This is a genomic window from Parabacteroides distasonis ATCC 8503 (genome assembly GCF_000012845.1).
In the GTDB taxonomy this organism is placed as follows: domain Bacteria; phylum Bacteroidota; class Bacteroidia; order Bacteroidales; family Tannerellaceae; genus Parabacteroides; species Parabacteroides distasonis.
In genome coordinates this window covers 389,798-415,990 of the sequence record NC_009615.1, presented here as the reverse complement: position 1 = coordinate 415,990, position 26,193 = coordinate 389,798, and the positions used below count along the sequence as shown (strand labels likewise).

The window sequence follows — 26,193 nt, the reverse complement described above, 5'->3', positions numbered from 1 at the left end:
ATCCTCGCTCCGGAATCCGTTATTGTAGTCCAAAGTCATACTCTATTGACGGTATCGATCCGGAAAATTAATTTTCCTAATACTTGTACTACTTGTTGAATTATGTAAATCTCTCAAAGAACTCTTTTGTCGCTTTCGTTTTGCGAACGTGGATGCAAAGATAAGGACTTTTATTTTAAACCTCCAAATTATTTCGGAACTTTTTTTCTAAAAGTTTGTTTCATCATTTTGTACCGGCGTTCTCTCTCGAATGCGGGTGCAAAAGTAGTGTTATAAAACATAACCTCCAAACTTTTCCGGTATTATTTTTCAAGTTTTTTCTCATGGCTCAACAATCCTTATTTTTAATGTACGCACACGATAAAGGCACATATATTTATCTGTACTGATGTTGACAATAGCTGGATGGGCATGGAAATAGGTTTCAAGTTTCAAGGTTTCACGAACCCCTTTTCCTCACACACGCACAAGTACATATAATACAGTTCCTCATGATCGCTCCGTCCGCCTCGGGTAAAAACATCATGTCGTGGCTACGCAAGTTCTTCGAGGCTATCCATCCCGCATAACAAACATAAAGGGATTTATTTGAAACCTATATAATGTACGCATCGTGTGTGTGAAGAAAAAGGTTTCATGAAACCTTGAAACTTGAAACCTGCCTATAGTCATTTTTTAATTCGATACACGCATAAGCAAAGAAGAGCCATACGATAGACTTAATACCTTCGAGCCAATGACTTAAATCAAAGAGCGCAAAGAGCTAAGTCATCAAGCGCAAAGACTCAACTTCTCATCCCCCAAGTTCCAAGTCCTTTATGCACCTTAATCCACAACTAATTAAAAAATCTGATAACAGAACACGAATGTCCGCTCTCATCAGTCCGACACATTGAAGCGTATTCCCACAGGGTCATCATATTGTTTTTGCAGCTTATAAAGCTCGTCTCGCATGCGTTTCGTCACTGCCTCGTAACTGGGCTTACCGTAAAGGTTATTCATCTCGTGGGGATCTTCTTGGAGGTCGTAAAGCTCCCATACGTCGATGTCGTTGTAGAAATGGATCAATTTATAACGATCGTCACGTACGCCGTAATGACGCTTCACGGAATGCTCGGCGGGATACTCGTAGTAATGATAGTAAAGGGAGTTACGCCAGTTCTCCGGCCGCTCGCCTTTCAGCAAGGGAAGCAAGGACTCGCCTTGGATGTCGGCTGGGATGGGGACTCCGGCCAGTTCCAAAAAAGTGGGAGCGTAATCAATATTCTGCACGAGCTGCGGGATATCACCCTTCTTGCCACCCGGCAGACGCATCAGCAACGGGGTGCGGAAGGATTCCTCATACATGAAGCGCTTGTCGAACCAGCCATGCTCGCCCATGTAGAAGCCTTGGTCGGAGGTGTAGACGATCAACGTGTTATCCAGCAAATCGTTCTTCTCCAGATAATCGAGCACGATACCGATGTTCCGATCCACGGAATGGATCACCCGAAGGTAATCGTGCATATAACGCTGGTATTTCCACTCGGCCAGCTCCTTACCCGTGCGTTTCTTCGCCTTGAAGTCTTGGATGATCGGATCGTAATAGGCGTCCCAAGCGGCTTTCTGGTCCGGATTCATGCGGTTATAAAGCTCACGGCCGTACTTCTCCAGATCGGCGTTGGAGGAATGGATCTCGTTCTCCTTATCGGCCATTTTCAAGTCGTATACGATATCCATATCCTTGATGATGCTCATCTCCTGCTCCGAGGCGGCGATGCGGCCGGCGTAATCGTCGTAGAAGTTCTCGGGCAGCGGGAAGGTCACATCGTCGTAAAGACGCAGGTCGCAGGTATCGGGCATCCAAGTACGGTGCGGAGCCTTATGGTGCAGCAGGAGGCAGAAAGGCTTGCTCTTGTCTCGTTTATTGTCCAGCCAATCAAGAGCCAGATCGGTCGTGATGTTCGTGGCGTACCCTTCGATCTGACGCTTCTCGCCGTTATCGATGAAGATGGGGTTATAGTAATCGCCTTGGCCTACGAGGATGTTCCAGTAATCGAAACCGGTGGGATCGGAGGTGAGGTGCCATTTGCCGATCATGGCGGTTTGGTAACCAGCTTTACGCAATAGCTTCGGGAAGGTCTGCTGCGAGCCGTCGAAGGTATGGGCGTTATCGATGAAGCCGTTCTTGTGGCTGTGCTTGCCGGTCAGCATGCAGGCACGGCTGGGGCCACTGATGGAGTTGGCTACGAAGCTATTGGTGAAACGTACGCCCTCGTTTGCGATGCGGTCGATGTTGGGGGTTTGGATGTATCGCTTGTCGTAGGCGCTGATGGTTTGGAAGGAGTGATCGTCCGTCATGATATAAAGGATATTCATGGGCTTGGCGGGCTGCCCGGACGTATTCTCTTTTTGGCTACAGGAGGTGGAGGCTATCGCCGCCAGACCTGTCAGAATGAATAGTTTATTTGTTTTCATGTATTCCGCTTAGATTTATGTTGTTTTGATTGATTTTGTCTAAATACACTCAGCTACAGACTTGTAGAGACGGGGCATGCCCCGTCTCTACAATTGGTGATATTAACCTTGGTGATATTAGCCGAGGAGGTCTTTCAGCTTGCCTTCGGATTGCAGCTTCACGATCAACTCGCCAAACAGAGTATTCGTCCAAGCGAACCACGAGCGGGTGTAATCGGAAGGATTGTCCTTATGGAAAGACTCGTGCATGAAGCCCGTGCCTCCGTCCGTATCACGAAGCGTCTCTATGCAATACCGGATCTCCTTCTCGTCGTTGGAAGTCGTAGCACGCATGATCAAGCTCATCGGCCAGATATAGTTGAAACCGATATGCGGACCGCCGATGCCCTCGCCGGCCTTTCCCTTGAAGAAGTAAGGGTTGGAAGGGCTCAGCACCAAGCGGCGGGTATTCTGGTAAATCGGGTCGTTCACGTCCACGCAACCCAAGAACGGCAAGGCCAGCAAGCTCGGAACGTTAGCGTCGTCCATGAAGACACGGCTGCCGTAACCATCTACCTCGAAGGCGTACACCTTACCGAATTCCGGATGCTCCACGATGGCATATTTCTTCACGGCCTCCTCTACCTCACCCGCCAACGCCTCGCAACGACCGGCCAAGTCCGTGTTATTTCTTACGGCACGAAGAATCTCAGCCACCTGACGAAGCGAGGTGATAGCGAACAAGTTCGATGGCACCAAGAAGCCAAACAGCGTAGCGTCGTCGGAAGGACGGAAAGAGGAGACGATCAGGCCCACCGGATTCACCGGGCTACCCCAACCATCGTTCAAGAGGGTATCGCCTTGGCGGTCCGTCACACGGGAGAAACGGTACGGCCCGAGGCTGTCCTTGCGCTGTTGCTCACGGAAAGTACGGTAAACGGCCTCCATCGCCTGCTCCCATTTGCTGTCGAATACGGAGGTATCGCCTACTTCCTTCCAATAATGATACGCCAAGCGGATCGGGTAGCAAAGCGAGTCGATCTCCCATTTACGCTCGTGAAGCTCTTTCTTCATCTCCGTGCGGTCGCTCTCCCACTCGCTCCCGGTAGGGCCTTCGTTGAAGCCATTAGCGTAGGGATCGATCAGGATGCAGGCGGTCTGGCGATTGATAGCACCAACCAGCATCTGCCGCAAGTCCTTATCCTTCTTCGCCAAGGTGACGAAGGGGTAAACCTGCGCCGAGGAGTCACGCAACCACATGGCGTGAATATCTCCGGTGATCACGAACGTATCCGGCTTGCCGTCTACCATCTTGAACTCACAGGTCGTGTCCAAGGTATTCGGGTAGCAGTTCTCGAACATCCAAGCCAGTTTCGGGTCCTTGATACGGGCCTTGGAAGCCTTCAGTTGCTCCTCTACCGCCTTGGAGGTAAACTTACGGGCCTCGGGAGCCGGGCGCTTGCTGGCGTAATCGCCGGTCACCTTAGAGGCGATCGTGCTAAAACTCTTTTTATTGTCGGGCGTACTCACGGCGGAGTATACCTTCTCGCCAACCAACAGGCCGGCCAAGGAAATAGATCCTGTTTTCAGGAAATTACGTCTTGTAGTCATTTATATAGTTTTTATGGTATTATATTCCAGTGGCAAAGTTAAGAAAAAAAATAAAGGCTCCCAATCCTTTTCGGACCGGAGCCTTCGCCAACTCAATAATTCCTTAAATTAGCCTAAATACGATTTGAGGAGCTTGCTACGAGTTCCTTGTCTTAATCTTCTGATTGCTTTTTCCTTGATCTGGCGGACACGCTCTCTAGTGAGGCCAAATTTGTCGCCAATCTCTTCCAATGTCATTTCCTGACAGCCAATACCGAAAAACATCTTGATAATCTCACATTCTCTTTCGGTCAGTGTAGCAAGCGCTCGATCAATTTCCTTAGCCAATGACTCGTTCATTAACGACCGGTCCGCGATAGGAGCGTCATCGTTCACAAGCACATCCAAAAGGCTGTTGTCTTCGCCTTCCACGAACGGGGCATCCACGGAAATATGACGTCCGGACACCTTCAAGGTATCGGAAATCTTATCCACCGGGATATCCAACTCATCAGCAAGTTCCTCTGGAGACGGTCTACGCTCGTTTTCCTGCTCGAACTTGGAGAAGGCCTTGCTGATCTTGTTCAGCGAGCCTACTTGGTTCAACGGAAGACGCACGATTCTTGACTGCTCTGCCAAAGCTTGCAGAATAGATTGGCGAATCCACCATACAGCATAGGAAATAAACTTGAAACCTCTCGTCTCATCGAATTTCTCAGCAGCCTTGATCAAGCCTAAGTTACCCTCATTAATAAGGTCGGGCAAACTCAAACCTTGGTTCTGATATTGCTTAGCCACAGAAACGACGAAACGGAGATTCGCACGGGTCAATTTCTCTAACGCCCTACGGTCTCCTCTTTTGATAGCCTGTGCCAATTCCACTTCCTCTTCTACCGTGATAAGATCTTCTCGACCAATCTCTTGAAGATATTTATCCAGCGAAGCGCTTTCGCGGTTGGTAATGGACTTTGTGATCTTTAATTGTCTCATTCAATTTGTTTAATTGAGAATACGGGGTGCAAAGATAACCATTTTTGTTGAAAGAATTGGCTGGATGCACCCCACATCCAGCCAATTAAAAACCTTTAACAATCTTTTCACACCTATAAGACTACAGTCCTTGTTTATCTTATTCGGCAAGATCTATCGCATAGTACTTCGTACGTCCGTTCGGGTAGAAGCCTTTAATGAAGAGGCCTTGATCTTCCGTACGTCCTTGAAGTATGCTTTCCACAATCTTTTCCAAGTCTTCCGGAGCAGAGATCTTCTGGTTGTTTACAATCATGATAATGAAGCCTTTCTTTATACCGGCGTCTTTCAGCTTGCCGCTGGTCAGACCGGTGACCTCGATACCATAACTTACACCTAACTTACGTTTCTGCTCGTCGTTCAAAGCCTTGAACGCTGCGCCCATAACCTCTGCGCTGTCGCCACCCTTCACGACCTTGGTGCTACCTTGCGCATTACGGAGTTCTACCGTGAATTTCTTCGTGCTACCGTTGCGGTTGATCGTCAACTCTACCTTGTCGCCCGGACGGTATTTGCTGATCTGCTCTTGCAAAGCGCTAGACGATTTGATCTTCACGCCGTTCACGGCTACAATCACGTCACCCTTCTCGATTCCGGCTTCCTTAGCGGAGCTGCGCTCGGCGAAACCACCTACGTAAGCGCCCTCGAATACTTTCACTTTCTCTTTCTCAGCGTCGGGCACGTATTGCGGGTCTTGTATCAATACGCCTAATACGGCACGCTGCACGGTTCCGAATTGCTTCAAGTCGTTAGCCACCTTGCCGGCGATGCTGATGGGCACGGCGAAAGAGTATCCGGCGAAGTTACCGGTCTCGGAGTAGATAGCGGTATTGATACCGACTAACTCGCCTTTCGTGTTCACTAGTGCCCCACCACTGTTACCCGGGTTCACGGCGGCGTCTGTCTGTATAAACGACTCGATCTTGCTACGATCCTTGCCACCGGCGCCGATGTTGCCACGGCTCTTAGCGCTCACGATACCTGCCGTAACGGTAGAGGTCAAGTTAAACGGGTTACCTACCGCCAACACCCACTCACCTACTTTCAACTTCTCAGAATCACCAAAGGGGATCGTAGGTAAGTCGGTTGCCTCAATCTTGATCAAGGCGATATCTGTTGTCGGATCAGCCCCTATAATCTTTGCCGGGAATTTCCGGTTATCGTTTAAGGTAACCTCCAGCTCGTCGGCTCCGTCGATCACGTGGTTGTTCGTGATGATATAACCATCCGTAGAGATAATGACACCCGAGCCAGCGCCCACACGAGGTTGCTGTTGCGGACGTTGGAACCCTCCACGGCCACCGAAGCCGAAGAAATACTCGAACGGGTCCATATACTGCTGACCGCCGTCCCCGTTAGAGGCTTGCGCGTTAGCCGTGGCCTTGATATGGACAACCCCGTGGATGGCGCTCTCGGCGGCCGTAGTGAAATCGATATTCTCGGCGGCCACGGTTCCATAATTCGTCAATCGGTACGGTTGCTTGAAGGTATTCTCAACTCCGGAGGCCAACTCCGCCGGACGTTGATTCTTATTCATCAGGTAAGTACTCGTTCCGATCGCGGCACCAGAACTAATGGCTGCTATCAGAGCAACACCAAGCACATTCTTCCAGATATTTTTCATACTTTTCTTATTTAATTAAACACTTAAATTTAACAGTTTCTTTACGGCAAAGAAAACTCAAAAATTGTGCGGATATTCCATTTCCATCGTATTTTTTATCACTTTTAACGAGGCATCACAGGGGCTTAACCGCACTTAACAGTACTGTGTATTGCAAAGTACCTTTTTAACAATTAAACAGCAGACGAATTGACAGTTGACACGCGATAACTGACAGTCGGCAATCGATAAATGACAGTCGGTTACTGGCAATCTAGAATCTCTGTTCGTATAAAAAACACCTAGGAGACAGAATATGTTTACGGCTGAAAAAGAAAATGTTATCCTATCTCTCCTATGCGTCTACAAAATAATTGTCAACCGCCGACCGTCAACTGTCAACTAAAATACCTATCTTTGTCCTATCGCAGTCTGCTGGTCTGTCGCTCACCTTCGGGTGTGAGGAAAGTCCGGGCAACACAGAGCACCATACTTCTTAACGGGAAGCTGTCCGTGAGGGTAGAGTAACGTAACAGAGAATAACCGCCGGACTCGTCCGGTAAGGGTGAAAAGGTGAGGTAAGAGCTCACCGGGTCCCGTAGCGATACGGGATGCCGTACGTCTTATGGGTTGTAAGGTCATGTATACCGGCGCATGTAGGATGGCTCGTCCGATGCCGGGGGGTAGACCGCTAAAGCTTACCGGCGACGGTAAGACAAGATAAATGGCAGGCACCTCTTTCCAAAGAGGTACAGGACCCGGCTTATAGGCAGACTGCTTTTTTTATTTGCCAATTAAATCATGTGCCGATATGCCCAAAAACAAGCCACGGGAAGAAAAGAAACCTATTGGAGAACGGATCAGCGCATTATTAGCACGAACCATCCGTTTCGTTACCTACGACATTTGGCGGATTACCGAGAATGAAGTTAGTGGGCTGAAGGAGATTTATATCAATATCATCAAGACGGTTATACTCGCCGTGCGGGGTTTCCAGAGCGAGAACCTGCAAACCAAGGCGTCGGCGCTTACCTACAGCACCTTGTTATCTATCGTACCTTTGCTGGCCGTATTATTAGGTATAGCTAAGGGCTTCGGTTTCCAAGGGACGGTACGGCAGGAGTTGTTCGATTATTTCCCCGGGCACGAGATGGAGCTGAACAAGGCGTTCGAGTTCGTGGAGAGCTATCTGGCGCAGGCGCAGGGGGGAGTGATCATCGGGGTCGGTTTGATTTTATTGTTTTATACGGTGATCAACTTGATCTCGTCCGTGGAGGATACGTTCAACGACATCTGGCAGATCCAGAAATCCCGTCCGTGGTACCGGAAGATATCCGATTATCTGGCCTTATTCCTCGTGCTGCCGGTGCTGATGACGGCATCCAGCGGTTTGTCCATCTTCATGTCTACCTTGCAGAACTCGTTCTTGGGGCAATACTTGTTTTTTACGCCACTCGTAGAGCTGTTCTTGCATATAGCGCCTTATATTATCACGACATTGGCTTTCACGGGGCTGTACGTCTCCCTGCCGAATACGAAAGTAAGGTTCGTGAACGGGTTGGTGGCAGGCTTTATCGCTGGTTGCGCCTTCCAGTTGTTCCAATTTATTTATATCAGTGGGCAGATTTGGGTGAGCAAGTACAACGCTATTTACGGTAGTTTTGCCGCACTGCCTTTGTTGTTGCTTTGGTTGCAGCTTTCTTGGTTGATTTGCTTGTTTGGCGCAGAGCTGTCGTACGCCTCCCAGAACGTGAAGAAATTCAGCTTTGAGAGGGACAGCAAAAGTATCAGCCGCCGGTACAAGGATTTCTTGACCTTGCTGATCGCCTCGCTGATCGTCAAACGGTTCGTGAAAGGCGAGAAACCCTATACGGCCGACGAGCTATCCGACGCTTACCGCATCCCTATCCGCATAACGACACAGATCTTATACCTGCTCACGGAGTTGAACATCATCATCGAGGTGAACTACGGGAATGACGACCGTGTGGCATACTACCAGCCGGCGATCGATGTCAATAAGATCACGGTCAGCTACCTGCTGACCCGCATGGACGAGTATGGCTCCGAGAACTTTAAGATTGACACGAGCAAGCTTTTCAGCAAGGAATGGAAAGCCCTGCTGAAGACACGTGAGGATATGATAAAGGCAAACGACAATATCCTGCTGAAAGACCTATAGGGAATTGAAAATTGAGAATTGAGAATTGAGAATTAATACAGGAAATAGGGATTTGACGAGTGGGGCGGTATGGAAGGTGATCCTGCGTTTCGCTTTCCCTTTGCTGATCGGCAATCTGCTGCAACAACTCTATAACGTGACCGACAGCGTCATCGTCGGGCAGTTTCTGGGGAAAGAGTCGCTGGCGGCGGTATCGGCTTCCTTCTTCATCTATTACTTTATTATCTCGCTGGTGATCGGTATCGGGAGCGGTACGTCGGTGGTGATCTCACAGTTTTTCGGGGCGAAGGAGTTCGATAAGGTGCAGAAGGCCTTCTCCTCTTTCTTTATCTTCATGTTGGTCGCAGGGGTATTGCTGTCCATAGCGGGAATTATTTTTGCCGAGCCGATGTTCAGGCTGACGAACACACCGGAGGACGTGATCCCGCAGGCGGTCGCTTATTTTAGGATTTATGTAGGGGGTACGTTCTTGTTTGTCACTTTCAATAGCATTATCTCCATATTGCGGGGTGTCGGGGAGTCCGTGCGCCCCATGCTGTTTATCCTGCTTACCACGATTTTGAATATAGCCTTGGATTTACTCTTCATTGTCGTTTTCAAATGGGGGATCGAAGGGGCGGCACGGGCTACGGTGATCGCCCAAGGGATCGGCATGTGCGTGGCCCTAGGCTACGTGAACAACACCCATCCCCTGCTCTCTATCAAGAAACAGGATTTATTGTTCGATATGGGACTGTTCAAGGAAGGGCTCCGCATCGGGCTTCCCTCCAGCGTACAGCAATGTGCCATCTCGCTAGGATTGATTGCCTTACTGGGGATCGTGAACAGTTTCGGCACGGATACGCTCACCGCTTACGGGGCAGCGGGAAAGATCGACACGATCATCATCCAAGCGGTATTGACCCTCTCTGGGGCGCTAGCTGCTTTCTGCGGGCAAAACATCGGAGCTGGGCACTTGGACCGGGTACGTGACGGGGTACGATTCGCCATGCTTGTCAACCTATTGCTGGGTCTAGCAACCTTCACGGCCATCTATTTCTTCGGGGACAAGATGATGCTGGCTTTCACCAAGGACCCGGAGGTGATCCGGATTGGCAAGGAATATTTATTGATCATGGGAGGATTCTTTATCGTACACGGCGGCTTGAACGTCTTCAACGGGGCATTACGGGGAGCTGGCGATACCCTGTTCCCAATGGCAGTAAGCATCACTTGTCTTTGGCTGATACGCATTCCCCTCGCCTATTGGTTTAGCTCTATCTGGGGACGGAGCGGTATCTGGTGGGCCATCGGCGCCAGCCTTTGCATCGGGCTTACAATCACCTATATCTATTATAAATTGGGATTCTGGAAGAACAAAGGGCCTTTACGGAAGAAATAAGCATAGCTTATTATTCGTTTCCATCGGGGTCGCATCGCCCGATCGCTTGATTGAATAGAGAAAAAGTCCTCAAGTCAATGACTTGAGGACTTTTTAGTTGCGGAGGCAAGACTCGAACTTACGACCTTTGGGTTATGAGCCCAACGAGCTACCACTGCTCCACTCCGCGATATAGTCGCTATCATTTCTTGATTGCGAGTGCAAAGGTATATATTACATTCCAAACTTCCAAACATTTTCAAGAAATATTTTCAATTTGTTTGCGTACACCCTTCGCTATCGGGCAGTGAAGCCTTGTTAAGCAGCAATTTGACACTAGAAATTCTCGATCGTATCAAAACCGAATGGTTCATATAAATGCAGACGGTTTCTCAACGATTGTATCTCCGCCTGCAAATTCCGCATCCGGTCCAGCATATGATGAATGGCCTCGATTCCCTCGATGTTAATAGACAAGTCGTAATACATACGTGTGTATTGTTCCAGATCACGGAGCTGGGAAGAGAAGAGATACCTCTCTCCATCCGTGATATTAATGTCTATCAAACCTCCCTCTTCCAGCAAAATGATGAACGAAGGGTCTATATGGCATTTCTGGCAGTATTCACTGACAATAACTAAATCTGTTTGCATAATACACCTGTTTTTAATTTAGACTTTGTATTTCCCGGAACAAATCCTTCTGTTTCTCCGTCAAGTTGGTCGGCACCTCGATCGAGTACGTGACAATCAAGTCACCAAACTGCCCCTCCTTCTTGTAAACAGGGAATCCCTTACCTTTCAACCGGACTTTCGTATTGTTTTGCGTGCCCGGTTTTACTTTCAGTTTCACCTTGCTATCCAAGGTATCGATAATCTGCTCGCCACCCAAGACCGCCGTATAGAGGTTCAAGGGGACGGTCAGGTACAGATCGTCTCCCACCCGTTTGAAACGGCTGTCGTCCGGAATAATGAACGTGATGTACAAATCACCGGCAGGTCCTCCATTCATGCCCGGCCCGCCTTGGCCTTTCAGCTTAATGGTTTGCCCGTTGGCTACGCCGGCGGGAACCGTGATACGCAGGTTCTTGCCGTTCACGGTGATCACCTGCTTATGTGTCTTGGCCGCATCCATCAAGGATAAGTGCAATTCGGCCGTGTAATCCTGTCCACGGAACCCATGATTAGAATGGCCACCGCCACCCCGGCGGGAACCAAACATAGACTCAAAGAAATCCGAGAACTCTCCATCATCGCCGGAGGAGGACCAATACGTACCTCCGCCGTTCGAGAAGCCACCGCCAAAGCCGCCACCTTGCTGGCCATACTGCTTCCGTTGAGCCTCGAACTCATCCGCATGTTTCCAATTCTCCCCGTACTGGTCGTATTTCTTACGCTTTTCCGGATCGCTAAGCACCTCGTTCGCCTCATTGATCTCCTGAAACTTACGATGGGCGTCGGGATCGTTCGGATTCAAGTCAGGGTGATATTGCCGAGCCAACTTCTTATAGGCTTTCTTGATATCATCCTGAGAAGCGTCCTTGTTCACCCCCAAAATCTTGTAATAATCGATATAGGCCATAATCTGATATGTTTAGTCTATTTTTCTCATATAATTATATAACAATAAACATACCAAGGATAGTTTTGGTTAGTGAAAATTTACTTAAAACGTTTTTAATCGTACACGCACGGAATTAAGATTGTCCGTAGATAGAAAAGGCTCTAGCCGGGATCATCAGATACCGCTAAAGCCTTTTATGGATAGGAAATTCTTCGAACCTTATTTAAACTGCATCATCTTGCTGATATACTTCCCGACAATATCGAACTCTAGGTTCACTACCGTACCTTTCTCGATCTGGCAAAAGTTCGTGTTATCGTGCGTATAAGGGATGATAGCGACTTGGAAACTGTTTTGCTGGGAGTTGCATACCGTCAGACTGACGCCGTTCACGCAAACGGAGCCTTTCTCCACGGTCATATACCCCTGCCGGGCCATCTCCTTATCAAAAGCGTACTCGAACGTATAGTACCAGCTGCCGTCCGCCTCCTTCACCTCCGCACAAACGGCAGTCTGGTCCACGTGCCCCTGTACGATATGCCCGTCCAGACGGCCGTTCATCAACATGCTACGCTCCAAGTTCACCTTATCGCCCACTTTCAGGTTCCCGAGGTTCGAACGTTCCAAGGTCTCCTTGATAGCGGTAACCGTATACGTATCTTCCGTCATGCTTACCACCGTAAGGCAAACGCCGTTGTGAGCCACGCTCTGATCTATTTTCAGCTCATTCACGAATGAGCACTTCATCGTCAGATGAAGGTTTCCTTTATCGGATTGGAGGGCTACTACCTGAGCCGCTTCTTCTACAATACCTGAGAACATAATCAAATCGTTTTTAGTTTGTACTCCCAAAACTGTTATTTATTCATGGGCAAAGATAACGCCTTTGAGGTAATAAGCCCGATAAAAAGGAAGTTATTAAATGTTTTTAATTTACGATATTATTTATCGTCCAAGGAGACCAAATCATACCGCTGGCTTCCCATACCCAACGCCTCCGCATGCTCGACGATATGGATGCCATGGCGGGATTCCATGCGCTCGATCAAGTGGACACGGCCAGGGTCCGGCGAGGCGTAAACCAGATCTACGCAAGCCTTATCCAAGGCCACGGGATCGAGTGAGGCTAGCATACCGATATCCGCCATTTTCGGCTCTTCCGGGTTCGAATCGCAATCGCAATCTACGGAGAGTCGATTCATTACGCTGATATAAAGTATATTTTCGCCACAATGGGTAGTCACGGCCTTAGCCGCCTCGGCCATTGATTCCAAGAAATGATCCTGTTCGGGAAGGTTGTTCCACAAGTCGGTTTTCGTCTTACCCGCCGTATGTATCCAAGCCTTTCCGGCGGATGAGGCTATACCGATAGAGATATTTTTCAGCGCTCCCCCGAAACCGCCCATGGCATGTCCCTTGAAATGGGAAAGGACGACCGTAAAATCATAATCCAGATAATGGGAGCCTACGAAATCCTCTTTCAGGTGTTTACCGCCTTGAACCGGAAGAGCCACCTCGCCGTCGGCATCCATGATATCCACCTTAGCGATGGCCGTGAAGCCATGATCGGCGGCGGCTTTCAAATGGCTGTCGGTATCCGCACGTCCGCCTCCGTAAGCCGTGTTACATTCCACGATCGTACCGTTTACTTTCTTTACCAAGTCTTTGATAAGTGTAGGTTGCAGGAAGTTATGGCCTCCCGGCTCTCCGGTAGAGAGCTTCACCGCCACTTTCCCCTTGGCCTTCCGTCCCAAGGCGTCGTAGAGACGGATCATGTTCTGAGGAGTGATATCTTTCAACATATATACCTTCGAAACTCCGGCAGAGGATTCGCTTTTCGCAATCTCCGGCCTCACTTCGCCTGCGATACTCTCTACAGGTATAGAACCTGCCACCATCCATGCGCCACCCATAACGACCGAACTTCGTATGAAGTTACGGCGTGACATTTTTTGTTTTGCTGTCATGATATAGAATTTAAATTCATATGTTTCTTATTTAATCGATACGCGAAGTTCTTTAAAAACCTGAAAAATAAGACTCCTTTACGAACAAAACGAATTTTGAAAGCCTAAAAACGAAATGGGGGTTGTTCACACGGCTCCGTATCCCGTATATCATTCTAAAACATTCCTTAAAGCCACTTGTTTCATAAATAGATTATCCTAATAATATAGATCTTATGAAATCAAAGAATTTAACACTGGCCTCTCTTTTCGCCGGCTTGTTCATGTTTATGAACCCTATGGGAAGCGAGGCGTGTACAAGGGCCGTTTACCTCGGGCCGGACGATATGGTCGTAACCGGACGTACCATGGATTGGAAAGAGGACCCGCAATCCAACCTGTATCTCTTCCCCCGGGGCGTACAGAGAAGGGGAGCGATATCCGATAATACCATCCAATGGACCTCGAAATACGGAAGCGTGGTGACCGCCGGGTATGATATCGGTACGTGCGACGGCATGAACGAGAAGGGACTTGTTGCCAACCTATTGTTCCTCACCGAGTCATCTTATTTCCGACCGGACGATAACCGCCCGGTTATGGGGCTTAGCATCTGGACGCAGTATGTACTCGATAATTTCGCCACGGTAGATGAGGCGGTTGCCGAGTTAAGCAAGGAGGTCTTCCGCATCGACGATCCGGATCTTCCGAACGGGGCGAAATCAACCTTGCATCTCTCGATCTCGGACGCATCAGGGAATAGCGCTATCTTCGAGTACCTAAATGGGAACTTGGTTATCCATGAGGGACGGGAATGCCAAGTCATGACGAATTCCCCTACATACGATAAGCAACTAACCTTAAACGATTACTGGCAACAGATAGGCGGCTTGGTCATGTTGCCGGGTACGAACCGGGCTTCCGATCGTTTCGTGCGTGCCTCTTTCTATATCCACGCCATCCCGCAGACAAGTAATTTCCGGGAAGCGGTAGCCGGGGTATTCAGCGTAATGCGTAACGTATCGGTACCTCTGGGAATCACGACCCCGGATCAACCGAATATCTCCTCTACCCGCTGGCGTACGGTAGCCGACCAGAAGAATAAGGTATATTACTTCGAGTCTACTTTAAGCCCGGATATCTTTTGGGTCGATTTCAAGAGCTTGGACTTCAAGGCAGGTACACCTATCAAGAAACTAACGCTCACAAACGGCGAGATTTACGCCGGAAACACCGCCAAAGATTTCAAGGACAGCAAGCCGTTACCGTTCTTGTTCGGGATCTGAAGGACTAGAAAAACAGACAAGAATAAATAAGGGGAGGTATCAAAAGTCGGTATTTACTCCCCCCTTATTTTTAAACAAGCGTTATTACCTTTTATGATATGCTTAACAATTAAAGCCTATGCCTAAAGCTATCCACCGGATTCGATGTGGCAGCCCGGTAGCTCTGGAAAAAGACAGAGACAAACGAGATCATGAGGCAGAATAAGCCGGCGGCGATAAATATCAGCGGACTTAAACCGATACGATACGAATAGTCGGACAGCCAATCTTTCATAAAGTACATAATAATAGGTATGGCGATCACGAAAGCAATCAACACATAGTTCAAGAACGTGAATACGAGCTTAACCAATATCTGCCGGTTGCTGGAACCAAATACCTTTCGTACGGATACTTCTTGCAAACGCTGTTGGATAAAGTAAGTGGACATCGCCAATAAGCCTAGCAAAGAAATAAGGATGGCGATTATCGAGAATACGATCACGATCTTTGCCAAACGGATTTGCGAGTCGAATGAGTTTTGTAAACGCTCATCCATGAAGTAAGCCTCAAACTCAAGTCCGGTCACTTTCTCATATACTTTACCGATAGCCTCCTTTGCGGCGAAAGGATCACCTTGTGTCTCGATCAAGATCATCCAAGGATCTTCATTATCTTTCAAGAAACGGAACATGACAGGGTTCATCCCTGTCGTCACATTTCCAAAGCAATAGAAATCCCGGACGATACCCGCTATCGCTATCGGTCTTTCTTGCCTGTCCAGCATAAAAGAGGCCGCATCCTCCGATAAGTTCATCTCACGCATCGCTTGCTCGTTTAGGAACCAGCCCTCTGTCGTTAAATGGTTATCACGCAAAATCTCCAATCCCAGCATATCGTAACACTCCTTATCCATAACGAATTGCTGAAAAGATATATTTTGCCCCTGATAAGTAGCAGTCCAATTATTACTACCGAATAAAGGCAATCCTTGAGTCTTCCCGACCCTATCTACGCATGACAAACCTTTCAACTCACCGACAAAAGCGGATAACTGCCTTTCATCCACCGACCGCATAGCCAATAAATTCTTCGTTTTATATCCGACAGGAGCGTTGATCATATGAACGATCTGACAAACCATCGTGATAGAGGCGGCGATCATCGTGATCGTGATCACATTTTGGAATACGATAAAGAACTTACTGAATACCATTTTCGTCTTAGCCCGGAACGTACCCCTTACCACCTCGATCGGTTTAGAAGAAGAAATAATGATAGCAGGCAGTAAGCCGGATAAAACTCCCACGGCAACCGTTAATGAAACCAGAGCCAATAGCCAGACAGGTCTACCCAATACATTCATATCGACACGTGTCTGCAATAAATCATTGACAAACGGCACGACCGCCAGCGCAAGGAGAACCCCGATAATCAAAGAAATAAACGTAAGTAAAGTGGACTCCAGCATCAAACGCATGAATAACTCACCCCGTGAAGATCCCAAAAGGCGCCGGGTAGCCATCTCCTTCGCCCTGAAACCCGCTTGGGCAACCGTCAAGTTAATATAATTGATAACCGCAAAAATCAAGATAAGAAGACCTACGGACATCAGCACGATCACGAAACGCCAATCTCCCTTTCGCAAAGAAGAGTAAGAAGCGGCTTTCGCAAAATACTGCTCACTAAGCGGCAATATGCGTACCTCTTTTGCCGTCCCATATTGATACGGCCAATAAAATTCCTTGAACCAATGGGCCATATCCTCCGCACGAGAAGGGAAATCACTACCCTCACGCACCAAGACAAAAGCCGATGTACTTCCGGCATTCCCCAATTGATCCGGAGCCAACGACCAGTTCAAATACCGAACCTGCTCCCAACGCACGATCACATCGGCTTCGGGAATAGAGGAATGAAGTAAATCCTCCACCACCCCGTTTATAGTAGCCGATATGGTATCGCCCACCACCAACTTCCGTCCCATCGGATCATCCGTTCCGAACATCTTACGGGCGAACGAAGAGGAGACCACCGCATAGTTCCCGGCGGCCAACGCTTGCTCACGAGTGCCTTGTAGCAACCGGAAATCAAAGAAATCGAAGAACGTAGAGTCTGCGAACATCACGTTTGCCTTCAGTTTCCGATCACCGGAAACTACAACTATATCACTCGAATTACCCGCCACTACCGGACAAACTTTTTCTACCTCCGGATAGCGTTCCTTTATCTTATAAGGAATGGCGGCTCCGGTGGCCATCCAATTTTCATTCCCGACCAGATAGATACGATCCGCCTTGGTATGGAATTTATCTGTAGACATCTCCTGTACCGTATAGACCGCTATCAATAACACAAACATCAACGATACAGACAGACCAAACACGTCTATCAGCGTATAAGCCTTATTCCTTCCGAGGAACTTGAAAAAGGACTTAAAGTTCAATAAATTATTCATGAATTATAAATTTTCAATTACTCAGATTTCAAGCAGTTCACCGGATTATCATTAGCCGTCTTGCGGGCATCCAGACAAACCACGGAATATATAATCAATAAGACACATACGCCGCAACCCAAGAATATGTACCATGACAAAGGTACTTTCTCCGTGAATTGCTCTTGCCACTTTTGCAAGACAAAGTATGCTATGCCACCGCCTAATATGACCGCATAGATACAGATATATCCGATATCCTTTATGAACAACCTCAATATATCCCATAAGGTAGCCCCATTCACCCGGCGGACGGCGATCTCCTTACGACGACGGCTCACCTCATCATTCGTATAGCCTATAAGTCCTATCAACGTAACAAGAAGCGTGACCAGACCTCCGATCATCACGGAATCACGGAATTGGCGGGAGTCCTTATATAGATCCATGATCTCGGAACGGAAAGAGATAGCGCTCAGTTCACGATCCGGAAATGTCTCGGATATCTTCTGCTGTAAACGAGCCATATTATCGTTGGTCAGCTCATGGAACTTCACCTGCAAGGTGTACATGGGCTTATGCGCATAGAATAATACGGAGGGCCGCATATCTTGGTTCGAGATTCCTCCCAGACGGATATTCTCATACACGCCGCAAATCGTGAATGGCTCCTCATTCCATTTGCTATGCTCGGTGACGCAAATATCCTTCCCAACAACATCATCCGTCCAGCCCGCTACCAATTTCATCTTCTCCACGAAACGGCGGTCTACCATCACCTCTCTCGAGTTGGTCACATTCTCCGTGAACGAGCGGCCTTGGATCACGGGAATCTCCATCATGTCCAGATATCCGTTGCCTACCCAATAGAGATCGGCGATATTAAAAAGCTCTTGAGTCCCGCCCGGTAAAAGAATATTATTACCGGAAGCATGCTCGAAAGGCAATTGATAAACGGTGGTAGCCGCAGCGACTCCCGGAAGCCGCATCACCTCATCCAGAATCTTGGCACGAGAGGTAGAGTCCACGCCAGCTAACCCGCAGTAGGCAAGGTTCTCATAGGCATATCCCGGACGATCATTCACCATAAACGTATATTGACGGGCAACGAAAACAAGCATCGTCACCAAAAAGCCCGTAGCAACAAACTGGACAAGCAACAAGGCTTTCTTCCAGATACGCTTATTCTCCCGGTAATTACGGAAAGCGGAGGCCACCGGAATCCGGGCGTATAATGATCCCGGCATAAAACCAGATACGAAAAACACCAAGATACATATCCCTAGCAAGACCAAGCTACCATTAGACAAGAGCAAGGAATCTAACGAAGTCGCCAACAACTCCTCTACCGTACCTCTAAACGCAAGGATCAACAATAAGGCCAAGATCAGTGAAAGCACTATATGTACCAACGCCTCACCAAACATCATACCATGAATATTATTCTCGCTTGCCCCATAACATTTATGGACAGCCACCTCCTTCGAGCGATTTACGATAGAGGATATCACGATCAAGATATAGTTCATCACCGCCGTAAAGATCAAAGCGAAGGCCAGTAAGGAAAGTATCCACGTCATTCGCTTGACTTGCGGCAACTCCTTGTGTAGATTATCTAGCTTATGAAATGAGAAATCAATGCTTAACCCGACCTTTTGCTGTTCCTCTGGAGGGAAATAAGAATTCACAAACGTACGCACCTGTTCCTCCAAAGCTAAAGGATTCACCCCCTTGTGCAACTTCACATAGCTTATGTAACGATCGTTTCCCAACATATTAGTAGGCGAACCCTCCCACATGAACCGACCCGCCGAAGCCATGGAAACAATTACATCGTAACGGGAATGAGAATTTTCCGGAACTTCCTCAAAAACGCCACCAATAGTCATAGTACGTCCCGGCGAATTGTCTACCGTGAAGTTTTTCCCGATAACATCGCCTCCGATATTTTTCGCTATACGACTTGATATCAACACGTACATCGGGGTGGAAAGAACCTCTTTCGCATTTCCGATCAACATAGGACGAGGAAGAATATCAAAGAAACAACTATCCGCTATGATACAACGACCGGAGTATTTCATCTTGGTGTCGGTCATCGTAAAGGTCCAGTCTCCAAAACTCGTGTATCGGGTGACGGTCTCGATCTCGGGTATCTGTTGTTGCATAGTTGGAGCGATGCCACCGCTTGTTTGCGGATAATCCTTCAACTCCCCTCCATTTTGCTGGTATTTCGCCCAGACTTGATAGACCCGGTCTCTATCCGGATAAAAATCATCATACGATTGTTCGAAATAGACTTTAGCGATCAATACCAAGCCTACCGCTAAGCCGATTCCCAACGATACGATTTTCATCACGTTATGCCGCCCTTTCTTAAAAATGGAACGAATGGCGATTAGTATGTTTTTCATATTATATCGATTTTATTCCAGCACCAGCACTTCATTATCCTTATAACTCTCATAACTGGACACAATCACCTTCTCACCGGCTTCCAGACCTTCAAGAACCTCATAATATTGCGGGTTCTGACGGCCGATCTTGATAGAACGCCTGTAAGCTTTCTTTCCATCCGGATCAAGAACAAATATCCAGCTTCCGCCCGTGCTCTGGAAGAAAGTTCCCTTCGGGATAATGATACTCTCGGTAGGTTGCCCCAGCTCCAAGTTGATATAGTAGGTCTGTCCACTACGGATATTATCCGGACGCTCACCCGTGAAAACGAAATCCGTACGGAACTTACCATCACGAACCTCGGGATAAACTTTGCGCACCGTTAAGTCGAAAGACGAGCCTTGACGCTCGAAAGCGGCGCTTAAGCCCGGTTTCACGCGGTCTATATAATGCTCGTCGATCATGGCCTCTATCTTATAATCGGAAAGGTCGTTAATCTGGCCGATCTTTTGTCCGGGATTGATGCTTTGCCCCAATACGACATCCAACAGTCCCAACTCACCGTCAATCTGGGAACGGACATTCAAGTTTTCCTTACGTTCGCGGATCAACAGGATATTCTTCCGCATATTCGCCAAGCTGGCCTCCATCTCATCCATCTGGATCGTGCGGGAGATAGAGTCTTGGCGCAAGCGCTCGGTAATCAAGGCGTGCTTTTGAGAGGCTAACTCGAAGTCCTCCTTCGCTTTCAGATAATCCTCCTTGGCGATCAAGTTCTCTTTATACAACTGCTCTTGTTGGTTGAACGAGCGGCGGGCCCGGTTCATGTCCATATCGTATTGAAGTTTCTCCATCTGATTGGTCAGCTTATCCTGCTCCATGGTAACCTGCGTATTACGAAGGAAGTTCTGCTTCTCCGCCAACTCAGCCTCAGCGTTCAAGATCTGCAAATCTAGATTTGAGTTGCTCAGACGAACAATGATATCGCCTTTCTTCACTTGGGCACCCTCTTCCACGACTTTCTCCTGTACGATACCGCCCTCCTCGGGGCTAAGCTGCACGACCGTGATAGGTTGCACCTGACCATCCATACGAAAGAAGTCATTGAATTGCTCACGGGTCACATTACCGATGCTAATCCCTCTCGCGTCCACTTTCAACGTAGAAGCATGATCACCAAAGATAATCCATCCCAACAAGATAACGAACAACACGCCACCCGCTACATAAGGAATATGCTTCTTCTGAAGACCTTTCTTTTTCTCTAATTGTATATCCATCGTATTCTATATTTTTTATTATCATCTAAATTCTATGTTCTCAATTCTTATTCATTGATAAGAGGCTTGCCCTTATAATAATCCACCAGCTTGCTTTTCAATAAGTACATCAATCGCTTTTGAAGCAGATTGGCCTTGGACTCCAACAGCGTATTCGCACTTGTCTGTACATCCAGCGTGCTCATCAGGCCTTCCTCGTACTTCCGTAGGGTAACACGATAAGCCAACTCATCCGATTTCACCTTCTTATCCATCTGTATGGCCTCTTTAGCGTATCCCTCACGATCCAAGACCGATTGCTCTACCGCTGTCTGCAACTGGCGAAAGACCTCTGTCCTTGTCTCCCGTGCGATCCGCATATTGTTACGATAACGACGAGCGTTCGTTAGTCTGCTCAAACCATCGAACAAGGGAAAGCTAAGGCTAAAAGATACATATTCACCACGGTTATTTTTAAACTGATCCTTGAAACCTTCCGGGGCATTATCAGACTTCAGGTTCTCGAAATAACTCGTAGAGATTCCGGCATTCAAATAAATGCTCGGCAGCAACTTTCCTTTATAAATACGATATTGGTATTTACTTTGCGTTAATTGATACTCGGCTTGCAAGGCGGTAGGGTTATTCCCGGACGCATAGGCGAAAATCTCCGCCACATTCTCTACTTCCGGGACATAATTGATATCCGGTAATAAAGTATCCACCTCCAGTTCTAAATCAGATGGATAATTCATACATTCCCTCAAAGTAAGCAAGGCCGTATTGAAAAGATTCTGTTGGTGGGTCAATGTATAATCATCGGCTGCCACCTGAGCCTCGAATTGAGCTACATCCGCTTTCCCTTTCAAACCCAGCTCTTCTTGCCGGCGAGTCTTATATAAGGTACGGTTACTCTCCTCCAATTTCTCGGCCGCCATACGAATCGTTCCTTTATAATACACCACATCCATATAAGCCTGCATGGTTTTCATCGCTAAATCATCTTTCGCTTTCTGTATGTCATTAACTCCCATACGGCGATTGGATTTTGCCATCAACCATTGATTGATCAGCTGTCCGCCCGTAAAAATAGGAATAGAAGCGTCGAGGCCATAGTTATTATTAAACGTAGAAGTATTCTCATAGGTATTGGTCGCAGGGTCGATCGAACGGCCAAAACTATATTGCGCTCCGACCTTAGCCGATGCCGCCGGGAAAAAAGAAGCTACGGCGGCATTCCGTTCCGCCTTATACGTATCTGATGTATAAACTTGCTTTTTAACCGATGGGCTGTTTTCCACGGCATAGCGCATACATTCATCCAAAGTCCAAAGTTTCTCTTGGGCCACCGTCGCGGTAGCGAAACTGAGAGAAAGAACTGTTGTAAATAATATTTGTTTCATTGCTCTATTATTTTCTACCTAAATAATAGCAAAGAACGTGCCAAAACACATAAACAACTAAACAACAATCAGATAACAAAAAGCTATTCTTTTAGAACTGTCCAATATTTTGACAACGCTGTCTAATTGTTTGACACTATTCCCACTTTGACACGTAAGAGCGTCTCCTCTTCTCCCTAAGTAAAAAACGCTCTACTCCTATATGAATTCTTGCTCGATAGCCTATGAATTCTTATGCGCATACTGTATAATTCTACAAACCACGACGTGGTCTGTACAGATCAAGACGTGGAATATACAGATCACGACGTGGTCTATATATTCCACGGCGATAATCTGGAAATAGATGAGATAGTAATTATATTTGTATATAGTAAGAAGAATTTTTTTTTACTTGAAGATACGAACAATTGTTTTGATTACAATCGTTGACTATCCTTTAGATTTAAGGGTAGGACACAAAAAAGGGAAACAGTTGAATACCAACCATTTCCCTTTCATCAAGTCGGGGTACCAAGATTCGAACTTGGGACCCCCTGCTCCCAAAGCAGGTGCGCTAACCGGACTGCGCTACACCCCGTTTTGCAATTCATAGTGTTTATCTCTGATTGCGGTGCAAAGGTACGCCTTTATTTTAAACTACAAAACTTTTCGGTAACTTTTTTCATGAAAAATATCATTTTCTTGTTGAGTGGATAGAATGGAACTTTGCGTCAGATAGTTCTTATCGTTGGCGTAAATAAATAAAAGGGTTCCATTCTTTATCGTATTAATAATTGGCTTACTGACAGATACAGGCAACGCAGGGCAACCAAAGCTACGTCCTAACCGACCCGAGGAAGCTGCCACAGAAGGATCGGAATAAGAGGCGCCATGAATTACAATCGCCCTTTGCTTAGCCAAATCATTTATTCCTTTTTCCAATCCATTTAGGATAAGCGAATAACCATTCCGACCTTGGTACGTATTTTCCGTCAGATAAAATCCTAAAGAGCTTTTATGAGAACCGTTCTCGTTCGAGAAAGAGGTCGCATAATTCCCTCCGCTATTCTTACCGTGAGAAACCAAAGAGGTGTAAAGTATTCTCTTTTGCCGTATATCCAATACAACCATACGCTCCGCCGTAGAAGGTTTAGAGAAATCGATCAATGTAAGGATATCCTTATTTTTCCGATCAATCTTCTCGGAACCTCTAAGCCCCTGCATAAACGCATCGAAACAAACCCATTGATCCAATCGCATCTCCTCATATAATTGGCGCCCCATAACCGCCACAGACGTTGATCCCGTTTCCGGAGATAGGGCACGCAAAACGCCACCGGTTGAAATTGAACCTACAGACAAGACAATAAAAAACAAATACAAGAAAATCCTTCGCATACTAAAAAACAATAACGCCGCAAAGTTATGATTTTTATTCTAATACAAAAACAATCGTCTCATTAACAGGCGCCCAATCGTAAACAAATTGCGCATGCGAAGTCGCGTTTCTCACACACATATGAGACCGGGGTGTCGTTCCCAACGAAGGACTATATTCGATCAACGATTTACGAGGAGCGTTGACCGGTACGCCATGGATATACGCCCCATTCGTAAAACGGTTGGCATAAGGAGCGAATCCGCCAGTCTCCTTGGAACCGTCTACCAAATAGATCATGCGAGACTTTTTTTCTTGGAGAACATACATTCCCAACGGGGTTTCCTGCGCATAAGGAGGACGATGCTGTCCGGTAGTCGCAGGGTTCATGCTACGAACCAACCATTTCGAGCCGACGTGCTCCAAGGTCGCGATATTCTGGTTATGACGATCCACGAAGATCGCCTTATCGAAGACTACCGTATCCCCTATTTGCTTGATATATTTCTTCGGAGCATACCACTCCTCCTCCCCATCGTACACGGTTTGTATACGAGCGAATTTAGAATCCTCATCCATCGCCTTGATACGAACCAAGCTACCGTCACGTCCATAGATCTCGGGAGTCACGGTATCAGTCAGCAAATAAAGCGGGACGGATTGATAGCGTTCTACACCAAGCGTATCGGAAACCCTCTTATAGGCATCTCTCTTGAAGACTTTTACAAGAGGAGCCTCTCCATTCCTGTTTTTATAGTTCTGCAAGATCGCCCATTGAGACGGCTCCCTTTGGATCGACTCCAATAAGGATAATCTTTCTTTCATTTTCTCCCACTGGAACTCCCGTGTCGTATCTTTATAGGGGTAAGTATCTTCTAAAGTATGCTTATCGTAAAGCAGCTCTTTCTCTATTTCGATACGGGGAGGCAAAGTCTCCACGATCACAGCGGAATCCTTCGATATAGAATCCACAGGAGTTAAGACCTCGGTTTGAGCAGGCTCGGTCCTCGGCGTACAATAACTTAGCGTACAAAGGCTCGATATCAAAAGTATAAAAACTGTTCTCGTCATCATTATTACCCGGGATTTATTTGAATATCGTAAATATACGATTTTTTCCAAATAACAGGTAATCTTATCATCTTGTTTACAAAGTAACCGCGCCAAATGACAGAGCTATCCTATACTCATCCTATAATCCATTTACTGCCCGGTATTAATGAGATAATCTTTGTCGTCACATAACAGCAGATAAATGTACTTACCGCAATGCATGGTATGGCGGCGACAGTAGGCAAGGCTAAGTTGTGCTTAAACACCGTTACCCACAATCCGAGCCAAAATATATGCATAAGGTACATACCGTAGCTGAGTTTAGACATCTCTGTTATGAGTCGTGGAGATTTCGAATTGCCTATGCAAGTAAAAGCGAGGAACGTACCCGCCGTAAGAAGCACACAGTTAATCGTACAGAAAGCCCATCCGATCTCTATCTCAGGTGTGACAAGAGTTACTCCGGGTATCGCTTGGACATAGAAGGAATAAATCGTCAGCAAGGCACCGACGACCATCGAGGCGATTCCGATAACCAAACGTTTAGAACGGTTCCATGTAAGATGGACATGTATATAATGTGCCAGTACGAGGTATCCTAAATAACCGGAGAAGTACCACAGTATATGGTATTCGTTCCAAAAACATTGTCCCCACACCTCGCCGAAGCAACGATTGAGATAGGGCATACAGGTCGACAACAGAAACAAGCCGATGAAAAAACGCTCTTCTTTCGCCGTGGCTTTATTCAACCATGGCGATATTACGGGTATAAATAAATAGAGGCTGATCAAAGGGTACATGAACCACAAATGTCCGGCCTGTGAAGGAAAGTTCAAGAATATTCTCGATATATCTTTCAATGATGTCTCGGCATCTATCTGCCCCCACAGCAAGGGTAAAGTGCTGTATAGTATCATAAATATGAAAAACGGCGGTAAGATGCGAATACAACGCTGACGGTAGAATTGCCAAGAGGTCAGCCCTGCCTTCATCGGCGCAAGAAGAAAGGCGGAGACAATTATAAACAATGGCACCGCCATGCGTGAGAAACCATCGTATACGGCTACCCACAACCGATCAGCCTCATTGGCCAGATAAGATTGCGGTCCCACCATATCCGTGGAGCCCTCAGCTCCATAAAAGTTTTCACTGGCGTGGACAACCATGACAAGGAAGCACGCAAACACACGCACGTAATCCAAAAAAACTATACGCTTCATTTTTTGTTTTAGTATTATTATTCGTTAGATGATTTCAAGTTTGTCTTTTTACGCGAAGCATGCATTCAAGAGGGATATATTTCGAT

General features: G+C 47.1%; 18 protein-coding genes, 2 tRNA genes and 1 other RNA gene. 4 read left to right on the top strand and 17 right to left on the bottom strand.

Features of this window, described 5'->3' with window-relative positions:
* Positions 1-879: 879 nt before the first annotated feature.
* The 4 genes from BDI_RS01815 to BDI_RS01800 form a co-directional block, all read right to left on the bottom strand.
* Positions 880-2,457 (bottom strand): sulfatase family protein, encoded by a 1,578-nt coding sequence (locus BDI_RS01815; RefSeq protein ID WP_011965979.1) that lies wholly within the window; start codon positions 2,455-2,457, stop codon positions 880-882.
* Between the two features lie 117 nt (positions 2,458-2,574).
* Complete coding sequence (locus BDI_RS01810; RefSeq protein ID WP_008780859.1) at positions 2,575-4,047, bottom strand: glycoside hydrolase family 125 protein; 1,473 nt, start codon at positions 4,045-4,047, stop codon at positions 2,575-2,577.
* A gap of 108 nt (positions 4,048-4,155) precedes the next feature.
* On the bottom strand, positions 4,156-5,016 hold the full coding sequence (locus tag BDI_RS01805; protein ID WP_005641668.1) for a sigma-70 family RNA polymerase sigma factor: 861 nt from the start codon (positions 5,014-5,016) through the stop codon (positions 4,156-4,158).
* Between the two features lie 139 nt (positions 5,017-5,155).
* A complete protein-coding gene (locus BDI_RS01800) occupies positions 5,156-6,679 on the bottom strand; it encodes a Do family serine endopeptidase (protein WP_005862015.1) in 1,524 nt (507 codons plus the stop codon).
* 406 nt (positions 6,680-7,085) lie between these two features.
* Here BDI_RS01800 and rnpB point away from each other — a divergent pair.
* The 3 genes from rnpB (at position 7,086) to BDI_RS01790 (ending at position 10,221) form a co-directional block, all read left to right on the top strand.
* Positions 7,086-7,440: RNase P RNA component class A (gene rnpB, locus BDI_RS19970), an RNA gene on the top strand.
* Between the two features lie 29 nt (positions 7,441-7,469).
* On the top strand, positions 7,470-8,840 hold the full coding sequence (locus BDI_RS01795; protein ID WP_005862013.1) for a YihY/virulence factor BrkB family protein: 1,371 nt from the start codon (positions 7,470-7,472) through the stop codon (positions 8,838-8,840).
* 25 nt (positions 8,841-8,865) lie between these two features.
* Entirely contained in the window at positions 8,866-10,221 is a 1,356-nt protein-coding gene (locus BDI_RS01790; RefSeq protein ID WP_008780858.1) for an MATE family efflux transporter, read from the top strand.
* A gap of 97 nt (positions 10,222-10,318) precedes the next feature.
* Here BDI_RS01790 and BDI_RS01785 read toward each other — a convergent pair.
* The 5 genes from BDI_RS01785 to BDI_RS01765 form a co-directional block, all read right to left on the bottom strand.
* Positions 10,319-10,390: transfer RNA gene (locus BDI_RS01785), tRNA-Met, on the bottom strand.
* A gap of 146 nt (positions 10,391-10,536) precedes the next feature.
* Positions 10,537-10,854: a chaperone modulator CbpM gene (locus BDI_RS01780; RefSeq protein WP_005862009.1), complete on the bottom strand. Its 318-nt coding sequence runs from the start codon at positions 10,852-10,854 to the stop codon at positions 10,537-10,539.
* A 13-nt stretch (positions 10,855-10,867) separates the two neighbouring features.
* Positions 10,868-11,782, bottom strand: coding sequence for a DnaJ C-terminal domain-containing protein (locus BDI_RS01775; protein ID WP_009276617.1), 915 nt, complete (start codon positions 11,780-11,782; stop codon positions 10,868-10,870).
* A gap of 201 nt (positions 11,783-11,983) precedes the next feature.
* Positions 11,984-12,586 (bottom strand): riboflavin synthase, encoded by a 603-nt coding sequence (locus BDI_RS01770; protein ID WP_005862004.1) that lies wholly within the window; start codon positions 12,584-12,586, stop codon positions 11,984-11,986.
* 119 nt (positions 12,587-12,705) lie between these two features.
* Positions 12,706-13,731, bottom strand: a complete 1,026-nt coding sequence (locus tag BDI_RS01765; RefSeq protein WP_005862002.1) for a DUF362 domain-containing protein — start codon at positions 13,729-13,731, stop codon at positions 12,706-12,708.
* 215 nt (positions 13,732-13,946) lie between these two features.
* Here BDI_RS01765 and BDI_RS01760 point away from each other — a divergent pair, with 215 nt between their 5' ends.
* Entirely contained in the window at positions 13,947-14,996 is a 1,050-nt protein-coding gene (locus BDI_RS01760) for a linear amide C-N hydrolase (RefSeq protein ID WP_005862000.1), read from the top strand.
* Between the two features lie 109 nt (positions 14,997-15,105).
* Here the strand turns inward: BDI_RS01760 and BDI_RS01755 are convergent, their stop codons facing one another.
* The 8 genes from BDI_RS01755 to BDI_RS01720 all read right to left on the bottom strand — a co-directional run bounded on the left by BDI_RS01755 (position 15,106) and on the right by BDI_RS01720 (position 26,107).
* Positions 15,106-17,433, bottom strand: a complete 2,328-nt coding sequence (locus tag BDI_RS01755) for an ABC transporter permease (protein ID WP_008780855.1) — start codon at positions 17,431-17,433, stop codon at positions 15,106-15,108.
* A gap of 17 nt (positions 17,434-17,450) precedes the next feature.
* On the bottom strand, positions 17,451-19,826 hold the full coding sequence (locus tag BDI_RS01750; RefSeq protein WP_008780854.1) for an ABC transporter permease: 2,376 nt from the start codon (positions 19,824-19,826) through the stop codon (positions 17,451-17,453).
* Positions 19,827-19,838: 12 nt separating this feature from the next.
* Positions 19,839-21,089, bottom strand: coding sequence for an efflux RND transporter periplasmic adaptor subunit (locus tag BDI_RS01745; protein WP_005861993.1), 1,251 nt, complete (start codon positions 21,087-21,089; stop codon positions 19,839-19,841).
* Between the two features lie 47 nt (positions 21,090-21,136).
* Positions 21,137-22,471 carry a TolC family protein gene (locus tag BDI_RS01740; RefSeq protein WP_011965977.1) on the bottom strand — a complete coding sequence of 445 codons (1,335 nt, stop codon included), beginning with the start codon at positions 22,469-22,471 and terminating at the stop codon, positions 21,137-21,139.
* 505 nt (positions 22,472-22,976) lie between these two features.
* Positions 22,977-23,051, bottom strand: a tRNA-Pro gene (locus BDI_RS01735).
* Between the two features lie 59 nt (positions 23,052-23,110).
* Positions 23,111-23,851: a murein L,D-transpeptidase catalytic domain family protein gene (locus tag BDI_RS01730; protein WP_005861989.1), complete on the bottom strand. Its 741-nt coding sequence runs from the start codon at positions 23,849-23,851 to the stop codon at positions 23,111-23,113.
* Between the two features lie 34 nt (positions 23,852-23,885).
* Entirely contained in the window at positions 23,886-24,905 is a 1,020-nt protein-coding gene (locus tag BDI_RS01725) for a L,D-transpeptidase (RefSeq protein ID WP_009018509.1), read from the bottom strand.
* A gap of 113 nt (positions 24,906-25,018) precedes the next feature.
* Positions 25,019-26,107, bottom strand: coding sequence for an acyltransferase (locus BDI_RS01720; RefSeq protein WP_009018510.1), 1,089 nt, complete (start codon positions 26,105-26,107; stop codon positions 25,019-25,021).
* Positions 26,108-26,193: the final 86 nt, after the last annotated feature.